This is a genomic window from Flavisolibacter nicotianae (genome assembly GCF_003628535.1).
GTDB lineage: Bacteria > Bacteroidota > Bacteroidia > Chitinophagales > Chitinophagaceae > Flavisolibacter > Flavisolibacter nicotianae.
On record NZ_RBCI01000004.1, the window covers coordinates 57,648 to 73,003 of the forward strand.

General features: G+C 48.7%; 10 protein-coding genes and 1 tRNA gene. 5 read left to right on the plus strand and 6 right to left on the minus strand.

Annotated features, from left to right (window positions below; all coding sequences use genetic code 11):
* Positions 1 to 56: 56 nt before the first annotated feature.
* Complete coding sequence (locus D6024_RS12015; RefSeq protein WP_121354884.1) at positions 57 to 1,226, plus strand: chromate transporter; 1,170 nt, start codon at positions 57 to 59, stop codon at positions 1,224 to 1,226.
* 46 nt (positions 1,227 to 1,272) lie between these two features.
* Here D6024_RS12015 and D6024_RS12020 read toward each other — a convergent pair whose 3' ends face one another.
* Together D6024_RS12020 and D6024_RS12025 are read right to left on the minus strand one after the other, a co-directional pair.
* Positions 1,273 to 3,204: a sensor histidine kinase gene (locus tag D6024_RS12020; RefSeq protein WP_121354885.1), complete on the minus strand. Its 1,932-nt coding sequence runs from the start codon at positions 3,202 to 3,204 to the stop codon at positions 1,273 to 1,275.
* Between the two features lie 173 nt (positions 3,205 to 3,377).
* A tRNA-Met gene (locus D6024_RS12025) sits at positions 3,378 to 3,449 on the minus strand.
* Positions 3,450 to 3,583: 134 nt separating this feature from the next.
* Here D6024_RS12025 and era point away from each other — a divergent pair.
* The 3 genes from era to der are packed head-to-tail and all read left to right on the plus strand — an operon-like array spanning position 3,584 to position 6,568.
* Complete coding sequence (gene era / locus D6024_RS12030; protein ID WP_121355348.1) at positions 3,584 to 4,450, plus strand: GTPase Era; 867 nt, start codon at positions 3,584 to 3,586, stop codon at positions 4,448 to 4,450.
* A gap of 22 nt (positions 4,451 to 4,472) precedes the next feature.
* Positions 4,473 to 5,210 (plus strand): hypothetical protein, encoded by a 738-nt coding sequence (locus D6024_RS12035; protein ID WP_121354886.1) that lies wholly within the window; start codon positions 4,473 to 4,475, stop codon positions 5,208 to 5,210.
* Between the two features lie 50 nt (positions 5,211 to 5,260).
* Entirely contained in the window at positions 5,261 to 6,568 is a 1,308-nt protein-coding gene (der, locus tag D6024_RS12040) for a ribosome biogenesis GTPase Der (RefSeq protein ID WP_121354887.1), read from the plus strand.
* A gap of 25 nt (positions 6,569 to 6,593) precedes the next feature.
* On the opposite strand, the gene D6024_RS12045 is transcribed toward der, so the two are convergent.
* The 3 genes from D6024_RS12045 to mgtE all read right to left on the minus strand — a co-directional run bounded on the left by D6024_RS12045 (position 6,594) and on the right by mgtE (position 12,217).
* A complete protein-coding gene (locus tag D6024_RS12045) occupies positions 6,594 to 8,798 on the minus strand; it encodes a DUF4954 family protein (RefSeq protein WP_121354888.1) in 2,205 nt (734 codons plus the stop codon).
* Positions 8,799 to 8,924: 126 nt separating this feature from the next.
* Positions 8,925 to 10,760, minus strand: coding sequence for a glutamine--fructose-6-phosphate transaminase (isomerizing) (gene glmS, locus D6024_RS12050; protein WP_121354889.1), 1,836 nt, complete (start codon positions 10,758 to 10,760; stop codon positions 8,925 to 8,927).
* 77 nt (positions 10,761 to 10,837) lie between these two features.
* Positions 10,838 to 12,217 (minus strand): magnesium transporter, encoded by a 1,380-nt coding sequence (gene mgtE / locus D6024_RS12055; protein WP_121354890.1) that lies wholly within the window; start codon positions 12,215 to 12,217, stop codon positions 10,838 to 10,840.
* A gap of 53 nt (positions 12,218 to 12,270) precedes the next feature.
* Between mgtE and D6024_RS12060 the strand changes: the two genes are divergently transcribed.
* Complete coding sequence (locus tag D6024_RS12060; RefSeq protein ID WP_121354891.1) at positions 12,271 to 12,675, plus strand: SET domain-containing protein; 405 nt, start codon at positions 12,271 to 12,273, stop codon at positions 12,673 to 12,675.
* A 46-nt stretch (positions 12,676 to 12,721) separates the two neighbouring features.
* On the opposite strand, the gene mutS is transcribed toward D6024_RS12060, so the two are convergent.
* Entirely contained in the window at positions 12,722 to 15,289 is a 2,568-nt protein-coding gene (mutS, locus tag D6024_RS12065; RefSeq protein ID WP_240410017.1) for a DNA mismatch repair protein MutS, read from the minus strand.
* Positions 15,290 to 15,356 lie beyond the last annotated feature (67 nt).

Genomic DNA, 15,356 nt, shown 5'->3' on the forward strand with positions numbered 1-15,356 from the left:
AAGGGGCGGAGCAGTAATGCTTCGCCCTGCTTTCCTACACCTGAAAGTTTCGTAAGATGACAACGTTCAACAAATCATTACAGGCGACCGCTGAAGAAGCAACTTATACCCTCAAAGACCTGGTCTGCTATTTTCTAAAACTGGGTAGTCTTGGCTTTGGTGGTCCGGTTGCGTTAGTTGGCCGAATGCACAAAGACCTGGTGGAAGAAAAAGAATGGATAGCAGAGGAAGAGTATAGGCAGGGATTGGCCCTTGCACAACTGGCTCCGGGCCCTTTGGCTGCTCAACTGGCCATTTACCTGGGCTATGTTCATTACAGAATCATTGGCGCCACGGCAGCAGGTATCGCCTTTGTCCTGCCATCATTTTTGATGGTTATTGCGTTGGGGTTTGCCTACGTTAGTTTTGGCGGTCTGTCTTGGATGCAGGCAGTGTTTTACGGTATTGGCGCCGCCGTTATCGGCATTATTTCGGTTGGCAGTTACAAACTCATCCGAAAAAGCGTTGGAAAAGATTGGCTGTTATGGACAATTTTTGCCGTTCTGGCCGTATTCACATTTCTGTTTGAGAAGGAAAGTATTTCCCTTATTCTGATTGGTAGTGTCATTTATTGTTTCGTCAGAACGAAACCAACATTTCTCTTTGCAGACGGGTTTATTTTGCTTCCCTTTTTTTTGCAAGCTGGCTTCTATCACTTAAGCCATCCACTCCAGAAGCTGTTTTGGTTTTTTTTAAAAGCGGGTGCATTTGTATTTGGAAGTGGCCTGGCGATCGTTCCTTTTTTATACGGTGGTGTCGTGAAAGAGTATCACTGGCTCAGCGAACAAGAGTTTTTGGATGCTGTTGCAGTAGCAATGATCACACCAGGACCGGTCGTTATCACGGTAGGGTTTATCGGCTATCTGATTGCCGGTTTTCCCGGCGCAAGTGTGGCGGCCCTGGCAACCTTTCTTCCATGCTATTTGTTCACGATTTTACCGGCACCTTATTTTAAACGACACGGGAATCATCCAGCAGTAAAAGCCCTGGTTGAAGGCATTACAGCTGGCGCTGTTGGGGCCATTGCCGGTGCAGTTCTTGTTCTGGCGAAACGACAATTTACCGACCTGATTTCACCGGCTATTGCTTTGATCACCATCTTTGCATTGCTTTACTTTAAAAAATTGCAGGAACCTTTTATTATCCTCGTTGCCGCGGCACTGGGATTATTGATCAAACGGTTTTAGGTACAAAGACGTCCGTTCGTCGGCTTGCGATTATGCGAAGCGCAAATTATTTTTCAAAAGCAATATGAAACGTGGCGCCCTTGTCGACTTCACCATCCGCCCAGATAAAGCCGTTGTGGTTTGTCACCACTTTACGGGCAATGGAAAGGCCAATGCCGGTACCATCGTATTCGGCTCGTCCGTGAAGGCGCTGAAACATCTGGAAAATCCGTTCGGCGTATTGGGGCTCGAAACCGATACCGTTATCTGAAATCTCGATGAGATGGTAGTCCTTCTCTTTGTTCGCCGGGGAAGTTTCAAACGGGATGTCGGCGCCCTTCACCAGGCGGTAACCAATGTGAATTTCCGGCGGAACACCCGGATTACTATACTTTAAGGCATTGCTGATCAAATTTTGAAATAACTGCTGCAATTGACGCCTGTATCCTTTCACAACAGGCAGTTGATCGACCGAGACAATAGCATTTTTTTGCTCTATGGCTACTTCCAAATCGTGCAGCACCAATGTTACTTTTTTATTCAGATCCACTTCTTCCAGCTCTGCCGGTTTGAGGCCGGCGTGCGAATAGTTCAAAAGGTCGTCCACCAGCAGCATCATGCGGTTAGCAGCCTTCGACATTCGCTCGAACATACTTTTCTCCATGTCGTCCATCCGGTCATCAAGGCTATGCATCAACCGGTCGCAAAAAACGCTGATCTTCCTGATCGGTTCCTTCAAATCGTGTGATGCGGCATGGGCAAACTCCTCTAGGTTTTCGTTCGATCGTTGAAGTTCTTTTACCAGTTTTTCCTGTTGAATCTGGGCTTTTCTGGCAATGGTATAGTCGGTGAACGTTACAAGCACTTCATCCTGCACCTTGGTGCTCAAAAGATCGAGATATAGGTCATGTCCATCCACGTTATAATGAATGTCCTGGCGAAGGGTTGCACCTGTCAGGTAGGTTTGTTTGTACATCTCGAAAACGCCATTATACAGGTAGCCGGGAAAGAATGTGCTGCCAAGGCCGCCCTGCAGGGTTTCCGGTGTTTGTCCGGCGTAGGCAGCAAATGTTGGGTTGGTGATCACAAAGCAAAAGTCCACCACCTCGCCTTTGGTGTCAAAAACGGGTGCGAAGGTGAACATGCCGGACGGCGAGGCATTAAAAACTGCCTTCAGCCGCTCTGCCGAATTCTCCATTTTGAGTTGCGCCGTCTTGGTGTCGGTGACATCGGTAAAAATGTTAATCAGGTGGTCATTTTCCATCCTGGCAACCGACAACTCAATCCATTTCCTGGCCGATGCCACATAGTATTGCGTATGAAATGGCTCGCCTGTTTCCAACGTCCGGATAGACAGCTGATACAACGGACTTTCCAGGATCGTCGGATCCAGTTGGACAACTGTTTGCGAAAGAAAAGTCTCCCTGGATTGATGTAAAAGTTGAGCAGCCATTTCGTTCGCAAGCAGTGTACGGCCATCAACAACCTTTCCCTGTTCATTTCGAATCACCTTGGTGACAGAAATCCCGGCAGGAGAGTGTTTCAAAAGATTTTCCAACAGGTCATCCCTAACCTTTAATTCGTTTGCCTGTTGTTCCAATTGCCGGATGATCCGGTATTCCTCGGTACGATCCTGTAAAATCGTCAACACACCGCCCCGCAGTTTCGTTCGCAAAACCCGTGCATATTTGTTCAATGCCGGATTGTAAATATTCGATTCTGCGGTTTGCCCCGTCGTGTAGACATCGACCAGTTCAGCCAGGACTTTCGGCCGTAACGGATCGGTCAGTGTAACCGTGTCAGAAACCCGTAATTGTTGTTGCTGATCCCTGGTCACGCCTAAATAGCGCAGACCTTCATCATTGCAGTAACTAAATGCAAAATCGACTATCGCTGAATGATCGCTGTTCCAAATGGGCCGGAACCAAACAATGGCCTGTGGGTGTACATCGTAAACTTCGGCAAATAACTCCGTGTCGTACTGTGTTTCGTTCATCATGATCGGACGCTGAAATGCGGTACCTGCTGGGGCAAAAACACCGCTACACTTTTTACAGCAAGTTTTGCGCAAATCCTGCCTTGAAACCCTTTAAAAGTGCGGTTATAACATTTTCATAGCAAGATTGACCGGTACAGGCAATAAAAAACCCCGGATAAACCGGGGTTTGCTTGTTGCGAAGGCTGGGATCGAACCAGCGACCTTCGGGTTATGAGCCCGACGAGCTACCGCTGCTCTACTTCGCGATATAAAAAGTTTGTGTGTTTAAGAACTGAACAACCCGTTCGTCGCGTTGTGGAGTGCAAATATAGAGAGGGCGGTCTTTCCTTCCAAACATTTTTTTATTCTTCTACCTTTGAAGCCTAATTTTTATCAAAAGGTGAAGTCAGGATTTGTCAACATTTTCGGAAAGCCCAATGCGGGGAAAAGCACGCTGCTCAATGCGCTGATGAAGGAAAAGCTCGCCATTGTTTCGCCCAAAGTGCAAACAACGCGGCACCGCATCAAAGGAATTTTAACGTCTGATGCGTACCAGATCATTTTTTCGGATACACCGGGTATCATTGAACCAAAATACAAGCTGCACGAAAAAATGATGCAGGCCGTAAAAACGGCGCTGGAAGATGCCGACCTGGCCCTTTTACTTGTCGATATCAACGACAATTGGGAAGAAGCCGATACCATTTTCTCTTCACTCCGGCTAAAAGTTCCGTCTCTGCTGGTGATCAATAAGGCCGACAGGGCAGGAGCGGAGAAACAAAAGGAAGCTGCTCAGTTTTTTACTGGTAAAGCCTACGCAAAAGAAACCGTTTTCCTCTCTGCATTGACAGGAAAGGGTGTTCCCGAATTGCTCGAAAAGATTGTTGCCGCCCTACCCGAAGGCGAAGCCTTTTATGCCGAAGATGAAATGTCGGATCTTCCCACCCGATTTTTTGTTGCTGAAATTATCCGTGGGAAAATCTATGATTTATTCGAGGAAGAAATTCCTTACCAGGCAACGGTAGTCGTAAATGAATTCAAGCAAAAGTCTACCCTTATTAAAATCAGGGCCGAGATCATCGTGCAGCGGGAATCGCAAAAGGCAATCCTGATCGGCGAAGGAGGCAAGATGATCCGGCAAATCGGTACGTTGTCGAGAACAGAGATCGAAGAATTCATCGGGCAAAAAGTCTTCCTGGAACTCTTTGTCAAAGTGCGCCCAAAATGGCGCGACAACGAGCTTTTCTTGAAAGAGTATGGCTATTAAAAAGGTAAATCAATCATGTGCCATGACAAAACGGTACCAACCGGTCGCACTGTTGTTTTTGCTTGCCCCATTTGCATTGCCGGCGCAAAACGTTCGGATGAACAATGGGATCATCACCAACCTCTCTGAGGCAAAAGTGGTAAAATATGTGGACGAAGTGGACTTCAACGGGCTGGGTGGTAATGCCAAAGTCAGCTACAGCCGAATCAAAGGTTCGCCCTTCTGGAGCGACCAATGGAAGGAAGCCGATCTGTTTACCGAAAGCAGTCAGATCGGGACAGCTCCCGTAAAATTGAACCTTGCCACCGATGAAATTTATTTTTTAAAAAATAACGAGGAATGGGTGCTGCAGGACAAAGACATTGTTCGGGTCGTGTTTAAAAATGACAGCATCGAATTTCAGCGGAAGGTAGCCAACCTGTTTTTAAACAAGAAAAAGGTGGACGGCCTGGTAGCCATTCTGAACCAGGGAGCATACCAGTTAATTAGGTATGTACACCGGACCGTTGTCACTGCAGATTCCCTGTTCGGCACACAAAAACGTTATTTCTTCCGCGACGACATCGATTATTTTATCCGGACCAACCAAATCATCCAACCCATTCGCAAACTGAACCGGGAGGCGTTCCTGGCCGTTTTACCAAAAGCCTCGCAGTACAACGACTGGATCAACGAAAAAAAGCTGACTTTTAAAAGGGAACAAGACCTGTTGCAATTTCTCCAATTTTACAATTCCAAACTGCCAAATGCGCCGGAGTAGCGGCGAAAGCGTACTTTTGTCCACTTTTTAAAGGCGAAATATTTGTAGTCATGGCATTTACTGTAGCGATTGTTGGCCGTCCCAATGTTGGAAAGAGCACGATTTTTAACCGCTTGCTGGAGCAGCGAAAAGCCATCGTGGAAGACATCCCGGGAGTAACAAGAGACCGGCAATATGGTATTGCGGAATGGAACGGGAAATCCTTTTACGTGATCGATACCGGCGGTTTTGTCCCTGAGGGACAGGCCCTGTTTGAAAAGGAGATCCGCCACCAGGTGCGCATTGCCATGGACGAGGCCAGTGTGATCCTTTTCGTTGTCGACGCTGCAACCGGCATGACCGATTTGGACGACGCCATGGCCGACATTTTGCGCCGTGCCACCAAACCCGTTTTACTGGTGGTTAACAAAGTTGACAACCACGAACGACTGCTGGAAGCATCGGAATTTTACAGCCTTGGCTTCGAAAAGCTTCATTTTATTTCGGCCATGAGCGGCAGCGGCACCGGTGACCTGCTCGACGATGTCACAGCCCTGATCAAAGAAGAGGTCGAGATCGAAGGAGAAGAACACCTCCCCAAATTTGCCATCATCGGCCAGCCGAATGTTGGTAAATCCTCGCTGCTGAACGCATTGACAGGTGAGGAGAGAACGATTGTGAGCGATGTGGCCGGCACAACAAGGGATACCATACACACCCGCTACAAATTATTTCAAAAAGATTTTATCCTCATCGACACGGCGGGCATCCGCCGCAAAGCCAAGGTGCACGAAGACCTGGAATTTTATTCGGTGATCCGTGCCATTAAAGCCCTCGATGAAGCCGATGTTTGTCTGCTGCTGCTGGATGCCGAAAAAGGAATTACGGCCCAGGACCTGACAATTTACAGCCTGGCTGCCCGCAAGGGAAAAGGCATAGTTGTGCTTGTAAACAAGTGGGACCTTGTTAAAAAAGAAACTAACACGGCAAGGGATTACGAAAAGGTATTGAAACAACGCCTGGCACCGTTCAACGACGTTCCCGTCCTTTTCATTTCGGCCAAAGAGAAAACCAGGATTTTGCAGGCCATTGAAGCAGGCCTGATTGTATTCGAAAACCGACAGCGCAAGATACCGACATCAAAGCTCAATGACGTGATGCTGAAGGCCATTGAATCGTACCACCCGCCGGTGGTAAGGGGAAATGCAGTCAAGATCAAATTCATTACCCAATTGCCAACGGCCGTACCATCGTTTGCATTTTTCACCAACTATCCAGACGATATCAAAACGCCCTATCGCAATTATCTGGAAAACAAATTGCGGGAAAGTTTTGATTTAAAAGGTGTGCCGGTACGAATTTTCTTCCGGAAGAAATAACAAGGGCTGCGCAGGCCGTTTGTCCTTACACAATGGCCAGGCTGAATTGCTCACTGATCTTTTGCAGCGAGTGACGGAAGCGGGCCAATTCTTCTTTTTGCTGGTTGATAAAAACATTGTCCTTCAGGCTGCCGACAACGTTTTCCATCTCGGCCTCATTGTCGTACACCATCCTCCGAAATTCATTCTGGAAGTCTTTTGCCCGGGATTCATAAATATTGTCGACCATCCAGGTTTTGAAAGCCAGCGCCTGTTGTAATAATGAGGAGAAATCGTCTGCTGTCAAACCGTTCCTATCCAATTGTAAAAGTTCGAGTATGGACGCATAGGAATGTTGCAATTTTTGTTCGGAATACAAATGGCCCTGCTGCTGGTAAAACCGGTGCACTTCGTTCCAACTGTTGATTCGTCCCGATTTAATATCCTGTAACAATGTTTCCAAAGCCGTTTTGGGAAGCAACTGCCCACCCACATTTACCCAGTCAAGTCGTTGCGGCGATTGCGGCAATACCTGTTGCAACTCTTCGAATGAAGCAATGGCGTGGTGTTCGATAAAATTTGTGAGTTGCTCAACCGCATAATAGATCACCAGTTTTTTATAAATGTCATATGCCTCTTTTGCCTTGATGATCTGGGTAGGGCGATTGGTGCATTCAAAGCCTTCGACAAAAACATCCAGCCCCCGAAGATCCGCACCCCCATCGTTGAGGATGCGTTCGCCTTCGGTAATGGCTGTATGATCTTCCGCTTGTCGCAGTTCAGGGTTGTACGCATGAGCGACAGCTTTGCGAAGAATATTCAATCCTTTGAAAATCTCGTTGACGCTGTCGGGTGCGAGGAAGCTGTATTCGATAAACTGGAGCTTCTTGGTTCGCTTGTCCCTGTCGGCATACTTGGCTGCATTCCGGGCCAGCGCATACAAGTTATAGAGAAACCAGTAGGCCGGCATTACAACGAGCTTGTTATTGGTGACATCATTGCTGACCAGGCAGAAGGGCAGGGGAATATTTAACTCCGCGGGGTAATCGCCTTTGGCAAGAAGCGTAAACGAGGCAAATTTCGAATTGTGTTTCAGGCTCACACAGAGACCCGGCCAAAAGCCACGGCTGCTCACCAGCTCCCCGTCGGCTGCGCGACTATTATGATTGGAGCCGAGAGTTGCGCCGGCCGCAATATTGCTTTGCCCCATGACCGTCGCTGCAATTAAAAATGAATTGTTGTGGTGTTGCTCGTGAAAAGGAAAGATCAGCGAATTCAATACTTCGCAACAGGAAATGGTCGAGTTGTTACCCAGGAACGAGTTGATCAGCCGTGCGCCATATTTCAACTGTGAGTGCGACGCCATAAAAAAACGTACTGCCTTCACGCCGTAGAAAATTCGACAGCCAAATCCTACAATGCCATTTACCAGTTCACATCCCTCGCCAATCTGTGACGGTGCTTCCGCCGACGAATTGATCGTGAGATTTTTAAGCTTGTTGGCACCTTTGATATATGCATCGCTGCCGACCCAGACATCTTTGATGATCGCGGTGTTTTTGATCACGCAGTTGTCGCCGATCTTGCCGTAATACCCTCTTTGCTTGTCAAACTTTTTCTCCGTCATTTCCTTGAAGCGATTCAGCAACGCTTCATCGTCGCGGTATTTGCTCCAGAGATAAGCATCGCCGGGCAGCATGCCATTGAACGGGATAATTTTCCGGCCGCCATTCTCGTTGCACACTTCCAGCCAGATTCGGATTTCCTCCGACTCACCTTCCTTGATGATCCCGTTCCCAAACTTTGCGTGGTCGGTCGTATGCAGTTCGTTGACATTGGCGATCATCACCTCGTTGCCGATAATGTAGTGCGACATGTAGTTCACGTTGTTGATCACGACGTTATCGCCAAAATCACAACTGATGATCGTACTGTCGTACAAGCCCACCGGCATGGTGATATTGTGATACTCCAGCGCAATGCTTTCCAGTTTTCCAATCCGTACCAATCCAAAAAACTTGCAGTTTTTTACCAGCTCTGGATTGAATGCATCGGACACGCGGATCTTGTTCCAGTCGTCTGATGTATTGCGGTTGCGCACCAGCACTTCAATCTCATAGGCAGATAGGTTGCGGTAATTGATACCGTTGCGGTTTTGAAAGTTGCGCAGGTGATATTCGTTTTTTCCTTTTGGTAAAAACGCAGCTTGAATAAAATTATAACCGATGGACTGCAAGGGTTTTTTGTTCATAAGGCTAAAGTTAAAAGAACAGGACGAAATGGAGTACGAACCTCTTACCCGCCGCTCCTCGAAAATCAATGTCGTTTTTCAGGCAAAAGTATCCACAAAAAACCCCTCCGTTTGAGGGGTTTGGTATTATTCAACCGTTACCGATTTGGCCAGATTACGCGGTTTGTCCACGTCAAACCCTCTTGCCACACCCACATAGTAGGAAAGTAGTTGCAGCGGGATCACACTGATCATGGGCGCCAGAATTTCGTCGGCCTCGGGAACAACAATCACGTCGTTAGAAAGAGCAGTGCTCTGTTCGTCTCCTTCGTTGATCACGGAAATGATGCGCCCTTTACGAGCCCGGATTTCCTGCATGTTGCTGACCACTTTTTCGTGATAGGAATCCCTGGTTGCTACAAATACAACCGGGAGTTTTTCATCGACCAGGGCAATGGGCCCGTGCTTCATTTCTGCAGCAGGATACCCCTCGGCGTGGATGTAGGAAATCTCTTTCAGTTTCAAGGCACCTTCCAGTGCAACCGGGAAATTATAACCGCGGCCGAGGAAAAGCGAATCGGTTGAGTCCTTGTATTTTTCGGCAATTGCTTTAATGTGTTCGTGCTGCTCCAGCGTAGCTTTCACCTTATCCGGCACATCGTTCAGTTCGTGCAGCAGGCGGTGGTAACGCTCTTTATCGATGCTACCTCTGTCATGGGCAATCTTCAGGGCAATCATCGTCAACACGGCCAGTTGCGCGGTAAAGGCTTTGGTGGAAGCAACTCCAATTTCCGGTCCGGCATGGGTATATGCACCGGCATCCGACACACGGGAAATGGACGAGCCCACTACGTTGACCACACCCAGGATGATCGCACCTTGCTTTTTGGCGTTTTCGATCGCCACCAGCGTATCGGCCGTTTCGCCACTTTGCGAGATAGCGATGATCACATCGCCCTTGTTGATCACCGGATTGCGGTAACGGAACTCGGAAGCGTATTCCACTTCAACATTAATGCGGCAGAGTTCCTCAAAAATATATTCGGCGACGAGGCCGGCATGCCAGCTCGTGCCACAGGCAACCATGACAATGCGGTTGGCATTCATGATCTGTTCTTTGTATTTCTCAATGCCGCTCATCGTGATGGTACCGAGGTCCGCATCGAGGCGGCCACGTAAACAGTCGTAAATGGTTTGCGGCTGTTCAAAAATTTCTTTCAGCATGAAATGGTCATAGCCGCCTTTTTCAATGGCTGCCAGTTCCATGTCCAGCTTGGTGATGTAAGGTGTTTGTCTTTCGTTCCCGAGGTTTTTCAAAATCAGCTCATCGGGTTTAATAATGGCAACCTCGTAATCGTTGACATACACCACTTCCTTTGTGTACTCGATAATGGGCGACGCATCCGACGCCAGGAAATGCTCGTTCTTGCCGATACCAATCACCAGGGGGCTTCCTTTGCGGGCCGCGATCAGGGTGTCGGGATTTTCCTGGTCGATCAACACAATCACATACGCACCTACAACGCGTTTCAGGGCGATGCGTACCGCCTCTTCCAGCGAGCAGTTGTTATTGACCTGGATGTATTCGATAAAATTCAGGAGGACCTCCGTATCCGTATCGCTTTGAAAATGGTAGCCATTTTTCAGGAGTTCCTGTTTCAGGGCTGCGTAGTTCTCGATGATCCCGTTATGGATCATCGCCAGCCGGCCACCGTTAGAGAGGTGGGGGTGGGCATTGCGGTCGTTGGGTTCACCGTGGGTGGCCCAGCGGGTATGGCCGATCCCGATATTGGCATGCAGGTCTTTGCCTACAATGGATTCTTCCAGGTCGGCCACTTTTCCTTTCTTTTTGTAAACTTTCAAACCGCTGTTGAGGAGCGCCACGCCGGCGCTGTCATAACCGCGGTACTCCAGCCGCTTCAATCCTTTTAAAATTACAGGGTAGGCTTCACGGGGTCCGATATAGGCAACAATTCCACACATAAAGTTTCGTATTCTTTTAGGCTGCGAAAAAAAACAAAAACAGGGACAAATTAAAATTTGAAGCGATAAAAAGGCATTTACAGTAGCCTCCCGCTCAGGATCAGGAAGGCAACGGAGAAGTAGATGATCAATCCGGTTACGTCGACAAGGGTAGCCACAAATGGAGCTGAGCTCACCGCCGGGTCGGCACCCAGCCGTTTCAAAATCATCGGGAGCATGCTGCCGCACAGCGTACCCCACAACACGACGCCAATCAGTGCAATGCCAACCGTCAGCCCAATCACCATCCAGTGCTCGCCATAAACGCTGGGCTTGATGCTATGCCAGAGAAGGATGCGCAGAAAACCAATAGTACCCAGGACAGCGCCAAGCATTATCCCGGAGATGATTTCACGCCGCATCACCCGCCACCATTCTTTTACCGTAATTTCTCCCACTGCCATTGCCTGGATGATCAGCGTCGAGGCTTGCGAGCCGCTGTTGCCACCACTGGATATAATCAACGGAATAAAAAGCGCCAGCACGGTGGCTTTTGCAATTTCGTCTTCGAAATACGCCATCGCCGTAGCCGTCAGCATTTCGCCAAGGAAAAGTACCACGAGCCAGACCACCCTTTTTTTCAGCAGGCGAAAAAGGGGCATTTCAAGGTAAGGTTCATCCAGCGCTTCGGTACCACCAATCTTTTGCATGTCCTCGCTGAATTCTTCGTTGGCCACCCACAGGATATCATCGATTGTGACGATGCCGAGCAGCTTGTTGCTGTTGCTAACCACCGGCAAGGCCACGCGGTTATTCATTTTAAACGCTTCATTGGCCACTTCCTGGTCATCGTAGGCATTCAGGGCAATCACCCGGTCGTCCATTAGTTCGCTCACACGTTTGTCGGGAGAGGCCAGGATAAATTCGCGGATCCGGATATCATCCAGCAATTCGCCCTTTTCGTTGATCACGTAAATCACGTCGATCGTTTCGCTGTTCTTTCCCACCCGGCGAATGATCTCCAGCACTTCCTTCACCGTATTTTTTTCATACACGTATACATAGTCCGGTGTCATCAGGCGTCCAACGCTGTTTTCGGGATAGCCAAGAAGCGAAAGCGTGATTTTCCGTTCACTGGGGTTGAGGAGCTTGATCAGTTCACGCACCACGCCGCTGGGCAGGTCTTCGAGGAGCGCCGTGCGGTCGTCCGGGGGAAGTTCATTGAGGAGTTCTGCTGTTTTGCTGGGGGGAAGTTGTTGAATGATGTCCTGCTGGGTGGAGGTTTCCAAAATCTTGAACACACCCGATGCTCGGTGGATGGACATATAGCTGATGATGGAAGCATCGTATTCAGGCAGGGTGTAAATCAACTCGGCCACATCGCTAATATTCTGCTGATCGAGGAACAACCTGATCTCATCGGGATCGCCTTTCTCCAATACATGCTCCAGTTCTGCCTGTAACGTTTCCAAAGTCATGCGTCAAATTTAGTGCAGTATTTCAACGCAACCTATCTTCACGGCGATTTCATATGGCAGCAAAAAAGTTAAGTTATCTGCGGGAAGGCCTTTATGTCGGCGCCACCAAAAAAATGGGCCGCGGCGTATTTACGGAAGAAGCCATCCCGGCCGGCACACTGATAGAACTCTCACCGGTGATCGTCATGAATGGCAAGAACCGCGTTGATCTTGACAAAACACTCCTGCACGATTATATTTTTGAATGGGGGAAGAAACTCGACCAGTGTGCTATGGCGCTAGGCCTGGTTTCCGTTTACAATCATTCGTACAAGGCCAACTGCCAGTACGGAATGTATTTTAACCAGCAAGCGATCAGCATCATTACCGTCCGCGACATCGAAGCAGGCGAGGAGTTGTTCATCAATTACAACGGTACATGGGACGATGAAAAGAAGGTTTGGTTCGATGCCAAATAATGTGTCGGCAATGAACTTAATCCAGGCTTCTTCCGGCCTCTGCGGTCTATTTCAAAAGGTTTTTGATTTCGTTTAGTTTTAACAGCGCCTCTACAGGAGTCAGGCGGTTGATATCGATGCCTTCGAGCATCTTCCGGATATCATCAAACGTTTGCGAGTGCGCATCAAAAATGCTGAGTTGTAATTTGGGTGCTGTCAGTCCTTTTACATTTTGTGCCAGGGCACTATCGACATGCTTTTCTTCGAGTTGTTTCAATACTTCGTTTGCCCGGTTGACCAGGCTTGACGGCATTCCCGCCATTTTTGCCACGTGGATTCCAAAACTGTGCGTACTGCCGCCGGGAGCCAGCTTGCGAAGGAAGATAATCTTGTTGCCGACTTCTTTGTTCGTGACATGGAAGTTTTTGACACGCGGCAATTTATTTTCCAGTTCGTTCAGCTCGTGGTAATGCGTAGCAAAGAATGTTTTAGGCTGTTCGGTCGCATGGTGCAAATGTTCAACAATACTCCAGGCAATGGAAATGCCGTCATACGTTGACGTTCCGCGGCCGATTTCATCCAGCAGGATCAGGCAGCGCGGCGAAACGTTGTTAATGATCGAGGCCGTTTCATTCATTTCCACCATGAAGGTACTTTCGCCGGCACTCAGGTTATCGGATGCACCTACACGGGTAAAAATTTTGTCTGTCAGCGGGACTTTTGCTTCCGTGGCCGGGACAAAGCTTCCTATGTGCGCCAGGAGCGTAATCAACGCCGTTTGGCGAAGAAGGGCCGATTTACCACTCATGTTCGGACCGGTCAGGATGATGATCTGCCGGTCCTCTTTGTCAAGCGTCAAATCGTTGCTGATAAACGGTTCGGCCGGCGGCAGCGACCGTTCAATCACCGGGTGACGACCTTCTTTGATGACCAGTTCATCGCCTTCGTGCAAAACCGGCTTTTTATAATTGAACTGAAGTGCGTTGTTCGCAAAACAACAAAGGCAATCAAGCGTTGCCGCGATCTGTGCATTGGCCTGGATGGGTGCAATAAAATCGTGCAGTTCGTTGAGAAGCGCATCATACAGATTCAACTCAATGGCCAGCATTTTTTCTTCCGCACCGGTAATTTTTTCCTCGTATTCTTTCAGTTCCGGGGTGATATAGCGTTCTGCATTGGCAAGGGTCTGCTTTCGCATCCAGGCTGCCGGCACTTTGGCTTTGTGCGAATTGGTTACTTCGAGATAGTAACCGAAAACATTGTTATAACCAATCTTGAGCGATGAAATGCCCGTTGATTCACTTTCCTTTTGTTGCAGTTGCAGTAGGTATTCCTTGCCGTGCTGTGCAATGTTTCGCAGGCCATCGAGTTCTTCGTTCACCCCTCCATTCAGAAAGCCGCCTTTGATGGCCAGCGCCGGTGGATTTTCGGTAATGAAGGCTAAAATCTTTTCCGTGATATAATGACACGGGTTAAGTGTATCGCCCAGGCGTTGCAGGTAGCTGTTTTCACTTGCCATGCAAAGCTGTTTGATGGTATCGATTTGCGTCAGTGATCTTGCCAGTTGCAAAAGCTCCCGTGGGTTGATCTTTTTCAGGGGAATTTTTGAAACGAGACGTTCCAGGTCACCGCACTGCTTCAGCGCATGAAGCTGTTGGTTTCGTAACTCTGTTTGCAGGATGAAATACTCAACCGTTTGCAACCGCTCGTTGATCTTCTGCATGTCTTTGAGCGGAAAAACAATCCAGCGCCGCAGCATGCGGGCACCCATGGGAGTGACTGTTGCGTCCAGTACATCCAGCAGGGTCTGGCTTCCCTCGCCACTTTTGTGAATGAGCTCAAGGTTGCGGATCGTAAAGCGGTCCATCCATAGGTAGTCGGCCTGCGCCAACCGGTGAATGGAGGTAATGTGCTGCAGGTTGGGGTGTTCGGTCTCCCTCAGATAATGCAAAACAGCGCCAGCCGCCACAATGCCCGCATCGGCGCCTTCAATGCCAAAGCCTTTCAACGAATGGGTATCGAAGTGTTTGAGCAACCCTTCTTCCGCATACGGAAAGCTGAAGATCCATTCGTCGAGTGTATAGGTGTAAAAGCGGGTGCCGAATTCTTCTTTGAAGCGCCGTTGATTCTGGCGTTGAAAAATGACTTCCGCCGGCTTAAAACCCATCAAAAGTTTGTCGGCATATTCACGGTCGCCTTCTGCGATAAAAAATTCACCCGTGGAGATATCGAGGAAAGCCAGGCCATACGCATTGTTGGCAATATGAACAGCGGCGAGGAAATTATTGCTGTTAAAATCGAGCAGCTTGTCGTTCGTTGCCGTTCCGGGAGTAACCATTTCCGTCACCCCGCGCTTCACAATTCCTTTGACTGTTTTCGGGTCCTCCAACTGATCGCAAATGGCAACTCTGTAACCGGCTTTGACCAGTTTGTGCAGGTAGGTATCCAGGGCATGGTGCGGAAAACCAGCCAGTTCGCTGTCGGATGCGCCGCCGTTGTTGCGCTTTGTTAAGGTAATGCCCAGAACCTGCGAAGCAATAATTGCATCCTGTCCAAATGTTTCATAAAAATCCCCGACACGAAACAGCAACACGGCATCCGGGTACCTGGCCTTGATGGCTTTGTGCTGTTGCATTAATGGCGTTTCTGCAGTCTTTACCTTACTCATAGCGAATGCCGCAAAAATAGCAGGGATGGCTGCT

What these genes read in the sequence shown, in the direction of transcription:
- D6024_RS12045 (WP_121354888.1), bottom strand. Translation starts at nt 8,798, where the DNA reads ATGAACAAAAAACCCTTGCAGTCCATCGGTTATAATTTTATTCAAGCT.
- D6024_RS12015 (WP_121354884.1), top strand. Translation starts at nt 57, where the DNA reads ATGACAACGTTCAACAAATCATTACAGGCGACCGCTGAAGAAGCAACT.
- mutS (WP_240410017.1), bottom strand. Translation starts at nt 15,289, where the DNA reads ATGCAACAGCACAAAGCCATCAAGGCCAGGTACCCGGATGCCGTGTTG.
- D6024_RS12060 (WP_121354891.1), top strand. Translation starts at nt 12,271, where the DNA reads ATGGCAGCAAAAAAGTTAAGTTATCTGCGGGAAGGCCTTTATGTCGGC.
- mgtE (WP_121354890.1), bottom strand. Translation starts at nt 12,217, where the DNA reads ATGACTTTGGAAACGTTACAGGCAGAACTGGAGCATGTATTGGAGAAA.
- glmS (WP_121354889.1), bottom strand. Translation starts at nt 10,760, where the DNA reads ATGTGTGGAATTGTTGCCTATATCGGACCCCGTGAAGCCTACCCTGTA.
- der (WP_121354887.1), top strand. Translation starts at nt 5,261, where the DNA reads ATGGCATTTACTGTAGCGATTGTTGGCCGTCCCAATGTTGGAAAGAGC.
- D6024_RS12020 (WP_121354885.1), bottom strand. Translation starts at nt 3,204, where the DNA reads ATGATGAACGAAACACAGTACGACACGGAGTTATTTGCCGAAGTTTAC.
- D6024_RS12035 (WP_121354886.1), top strand. Translation starts at nt 4,473, where the DNA reads ATGACAAAACGGTACCAACCGGTCGCACTGTTGTTTTTGCTTGCCCCA.